Genomic DNA, 4,810 nt, shown 5'->3' on the forward strand with positions numbered 1-4,810 from the left:
TATAACGCGCTGCGATCCGGTTTATCGGCGGAGGACAAAGATTCGGTTCCGCCCTGGCCCGATCTCGCCGATAAGCACGGGATCGACCTGGTGCTGTGCGTTTCGGCCGCGCAGCGGCGCGGCATGCCGACAACCGGGGCGGACGGTTTTCGGATCGGCGGCTTGGGACAATGGATGGACGCCTGTCTGAAGGCAGATCGGGTATTGGTCTTTGGTGGTTGAATCGGTGCAAAAAAAATTCTTGTTTGTGATGCGCAGTGCCCCTCGGAACGGCGCAAGAGTCCGGGAATCGCTGGACATGGCCATGACCGCCGCCGCCTTCGATCAGGCCGTACGGCTCCTGATGCTGGACGATGGCGTGTTTCTGCTCAAACGGGGTCAGAGGTTCGAACCGAACGGGCTGAAACCCGTCGCTCCCTTGTTCGAAGCTTTGGCTTTGTACGATGTGGAGGATGTTTTTGTCGAGCGGGAGTCTTTGCGGGGAAGGCATTTGACGACTGAGGATCTCGTTATCCCCGTGCGCGTTGTGGAAAGAGCGGACATCGCCGGATTGACGGCGGAACATGACCTTGTGATCTCGTGCTGATGGCAGTTCTGCATCTAGTCAACCGCTCGCCCCAGGAAAGCCGCGCCCTGGAAGATTGTCTCGCTCGCGCGGGCAAGGGCGATGCGGTGTTGCTGATCGAGAATGCGGTTTATGCCGCGGTGAAGGGCGGGGATTCCGAAGCCGTCCTGAAGTCGGCTATGGGACGCGTCAGGTTTTATGCCTTGGGGCCGGATCTCGACGCGCGCGGCGTGGAAACTTCCGAGATTCTCGAGACGATTCGAATCGTCGACTACGGCGGATTCGTCGATTTGACCGTCGAAAGCCGGCTTGTCCAGTCGTGGTTTTGAGCCATGATCGAAGTGAACGGCAAGATTCTGGAAACGACCGAAAGCGGATTTCTGACCGATGCGAACGCCTGGGACGAGCATGTCGCCGCCGCTCTGGCGGCGAGCATACCCATAGCATTGACCGAAGCGCATTGGGAGATCGTGCGCTTCATCCGCAGCTACTATCTCAGATTTCACCATCTTCCGAACACACGCATGTTCGTCAAGGCGGTACAGAAGGAATTCGGGGAAGAAAAAGGCACTTCCCGCTACCTGCACCGGCTGTTTCCGGAAAGCCCGTTGAAGTACGCCTGTTTGATCGCGGGACTGCCCAAGCCGCCGGGGTGTATCTAGTCGTTGGTTTCACAACACCGCGCCATTCCACGGGGAAAACAAGCTGTGAGCCAATGGCTCCGTAAGGTGCGTGTAAGCTCGGCATGTTTTTATCCTAACTTTTCCCTCGCGGCCGATGACACTGGACGTATGGGGTCGTTCTACGGTTTTTCTCGGCCACGGCGCCAGGCAGGCGATCGAACGGCTCCATTCGGAGGGCCTGCGTGGACCGGGGGCGCTGCAGATTCAGAAGCAGGCACCTCAGCCTGCCGCCAAAACGGGAATGGAATCCCCATGCATACCCAAAGAGGAGAGCTGCGTGGATATGTTCAGAACTATATTGGCAGCAACCGATTTCTCGGATGATGCCACTAACGCCGTCTACCGGGCGGCTTTCCTAGCCGCGGAACAACAGGGGCGATTGGAGCTGCTGCATGTCTTGAGTGAAACGTCCCTGAAGGCCGTGCGCGAATTGATTCCCTCGCACGGCGACGCCGAGACGAAGCTGATCGATGACGCGCAACGCATGCTGGATGCCCTGGGATCGCGGGTCGCGGAGGATACCCGGATGGCCGCGGTTTCCCGAATCGCCATCGGAGCGGTGCTGGACGAGATTCTGTCGGCCGCCGAACAGGCGGACTTGCTGGTATTGGGAGCGCACGGCTCTAACCGTTGGCGCGAAATGTTTCTGGGTACGACCGCGGACCGTTTGTTGCGTATGTGCACGCGGCCGGTTCTCGTCATCAAGCGTCCGCCGGAGACAAGCTACCGGCGTGCACTGGTTCCGGTGGATTTCTCCCCCCACTCCATCGCCGCGCTGAATACGGCGATGCGGGTCGCTCCAAATGCCGACATCATGGTTGTCCATGCTTCCGCCGTTCCCTTCGAGGGGATGCTTCGGCAGGGCGGCGTGCTGGACGACGAGATAGAGAGATTCCGCGGTCAGGCTCAGCAGGAGGCAATGAGCCGCATCAGCAGCCTGATCGATGAGGTGGCCGAGGGTTCGCGTCGGCTCTTCCGATTCGTGGAGCTCGAGGATGCCGCTCGCCTGATTCTCGCCAAGGAGGAATCGTTCGGAGCGGACCTGATCGTCATGGGCAAACACGGCAAAAACGTCGTCGAGGAAATGCTCCTGGGCAGCGTGACGCGTCGCATCCTTTCCGATTCGAAGTGCGACGTGCTGATCGTGCACGAGGGTTCCACGGCTACCGGCTCGCCCGCCGCATAACGCATGACCGACCGATAGGGCCGCCGCATCATCCGGGAGTCGGTTCAACCGCGGCGGTGCGGTTGTTTCCTTTCCAAATCAAGCCTGACTCAAGAACGCCTGAAGGCATGGGGAGCCCTTTTGAGCAGCGTTGCAAGCCGTTGCCGTACAGTTTGCTGTCCACCGGTGTCGATCGTGCCTGAGCTCTTTATGAGTGTCGGCGATTCAAGGCGCGGGAAATCGGCGCTGATCGACGCACCCTGATAAACTTCTTGGCTACCTGCCTGCACCATACTCCACATATCTCATGCATAACCTGGGTTTGCTCGAAAATATCGCCGTTACGCTGAGCGTTGCCTTTCTAGGAGGGCTGATCGTTCAACGCATCGGCCTGCCGTCCATTGTCGGTTATTTGCTCGCGGGCGTGGTCATCGGCCCGTTCACGCCGGGTTATCTGGCCGATGCCGAAACCATCAACCAGTTGGCCGAGCTTGGCATCATTTTCCTGATGTTCGGCGTGGGGCTGCATTTTTCCTTTGCCGATCTGTGGAAAGTGCGAGATATCGCCATCGTCGGGACGTTGGGACAGATGCTGACCATGGCGGCCCTGGGTTACGGCCTGAGCCAATACTGGGGCTGGACGCCCAAGTCCGGACTGGTGCTGGGACTGGTGCTGTCCATCGCCAGCACCATCGTCATGCTGCGCGGCTTCATGGACCGCGGCTGGCTGAACACCCCGGACGGGCAAGTCGCGGTCGGCTGGCGCGTCATGGAAGACATCGCCACCGTTCTCATGATCATGATCCTGCCCAACCTGGCCGACACCGGCAAGCCCATGGAATGGCGCACTCTCGGCCTCGCGCTGCTGTCGGCTTTGGGCTTTCTCGTGTTCATGCTGTTTGCGGGCAAACGCTTCATTCCCTGGCTGCTGCTGCGGGTGGCCCATACCCGCTCCCGCGAGCTGTTCATTCTGGCTATCCTGGCCATTTCTTTGGGAATCGCTCTGGGTGCATCGCAATTGTTCGGCGTTTCGTTGGCGCTGGGCGCTTTTGTCGCGGGAGCGGTGGTGAGCGAGTCGCCGCTCAGTCACCGCATCGCATCCGATCTGCTGCCGTTCCGCGAAGCCTTTTCCGTCTTGTTCTTCGTGTCCGTCGGCATGATGCTCGATCCCGGCTTTCTGGTGGAGCACCTCGAACCGGTCCTGATTCTTACCGCTCTGGTGGTCATCGGAAAGTTCATCGTCTCGGGGCTTTGGGTGTTGCCGTTCCCGCGTCCGGCCAGCACCGCGCTGGTGGTTGCGGCCGGCTCCTGCCAAATCGGCGAGTTCTCCTTCATCCTGGATCAGACCGGCTTGAGTCTCGGCATACTGGATAAGGGCCAACACGCGCTGATATTGGCGGCCGCTCTTCTGTCCATCGTCGTGAACCCGTTCATGCTGCACAGCGTTCATCCGCTGCAACGGAGCTTAAGAGGGGTCCAGCCGTTATGGCGATGGCTGGACCGCCACGGCTCGACGCAGACGCCGGTGGAGGAGTCGGTCGCCGACCACGTGGTGGTGGTCGGCTACGGACGGGTGGGTTCGCACATCGTCGACGTGATGGGGGAGCTGGGCATTCCCTATCTGGTCATCGATTTCCGTATCAGCCGGATCGAAAAATTGGCCAAACGAGGCGTCCCCACGCTCCTGGGCGATACGGCCAACTCCGACATCCTGACCCATGCGGCGCTGCACCGGGCCCGTCTGCTGGTGGTGACTTTGCCCGAGGAAGCGGCCACCGAATTGACCGTCGCGGCTGCCCGGGACATTGCCCCGGATCTCCCGATCATCGCCCGCGCCGCCACCCGAGCCGGGGTCAAGCGACTCTCGGAATTGGGCGCACAGCTGGTGATCCATCCGGAGTTGGAAGGCGGCCTGCAGGTGCTGCGGCACACGCTGCTGCAACTGGGTTTTCCCCTGCACGACGTGCGGCGCTACGCGGATACCGTGCGCCGCGAAAACTACGAGGCCCTGGTCAAGTCGCAGGGTGAACACGCCTTGCTCAGGGACCTGCTCGATGCTTCCGAATTGATCGACATCGCCTGGCGAAAAGTACCCGAGGAAAGTCCGCTGGCCGGGAAGATGCTGGGCGAGGCCGCCCTCCGTACCCGGACCGGCGCCACCCTGGTGGCGATCAAGCGCAAGAACGAGCTGATGGTCAACCCGTCTACCCAGACCGTATTCCTTCCGGGCGACCGCATCGGCCTGCTCGGAAATCCGGAACAGTTGGAGGTCGTGGAGCGTTTGCTGGCCCCGCAGCCGACGGAGTCTGACGCGGCGTGAAGGCGATAGGGTACCGGCGTGTACCGGCGGTACCCGTAAGGCGGAAAGCGTTGCGCTGTTTCACCCTACGAACCGGA

6 protein-coding genes are annotated in these 4,810 nt (G+C 60.8%); all 6 read left to right on the forward strand.

The window, feature by feature from the left end; all coding sequences use genetic code 11:
• Window positions 1-222, forward strand: a 222-nt coding sequence (locus ABJK70_RS20285) for a DsrE family protein (protein ID WP_347258915.1), incomplete at its 5' end; no start/stop codon positions are given.
• A 4-nt stretch (window positions 223-226) separates the two neighbouring features.
• Window positions 227-586 (forward strand): sulfurtransferase complex subunit TusC, encoded by a 360-nt coding sequence (tusC, locus tag ABJK70_RS20290; protein WP_077729266.1) that lies wholly within the window; start codon window positions 227-229, stop codon window positions 584-586.
• The gene (gene tusB / locus ABJK70_RS20295) at window positions 586-894 is read left to right on the forward strand and encodes a sulfurtransferase complex subunit TusB (protein WP_347258916.1); all 309 of its coding nucleotides are present in this window, start codon (window positions 586-588) and stop codon (window positions 892-894) included. Before tusC ends, tusB begins: the two co-directional genes overlap by 1 nt.
• 3 nt (window positions 895-897) lie before the next feature.
• Entirely contained in the window at window positions 898-1,227 is a 330-nt protein-coding gene (locus tag ABJK70_RS20300; RefSeq protein ID WP_143735096.1) for a TusE/DsrC/DsvC family sulfur relay protein, read from the forward strand.
• A gap of 304 nt (window positions 1,228-1,531) precedes the next feature.
• Window positions 1,532-2,434 carry a universal stress protein gene (locus ABJK70_RS20305; protein ID WP_347258917.1) on the forward strand — a complete coding sequence of 301 codons (903 nt, stop codon included), beginning with the start codon at window positions 1,532-1,534 and terminating at the stop codon, window positions 2,432-2,434.
• Window positions 2,435-2,720: 286 nt separating this feature from the next.
• The gene (locus tag ABJK70_RS20310) at window positions 2,721-4,733 is read left to right on the forward strand and encodes a cation:proton antiporter (RefSeq protein ID WP_133716807.1); all 2,013 of its coding nucleotides are present in this window, start codon (window positions 2,721-2,723) and stop codon (window positions 4,731-4,733) included.
• The last annotated feature ends 77 nt before the right edge of the window (window positions 4,734-4,810 follow it).

The organism is Methylocaldum sp., from assembly GCF_039794385.1.
In the GTDB taxonomy this organism is placed as follows: domain Bacteria; phylum Pseudomonadota; class Gammaproteobacteria; order Methylococcales; family Methylococcaceae; genus Methylocaldum.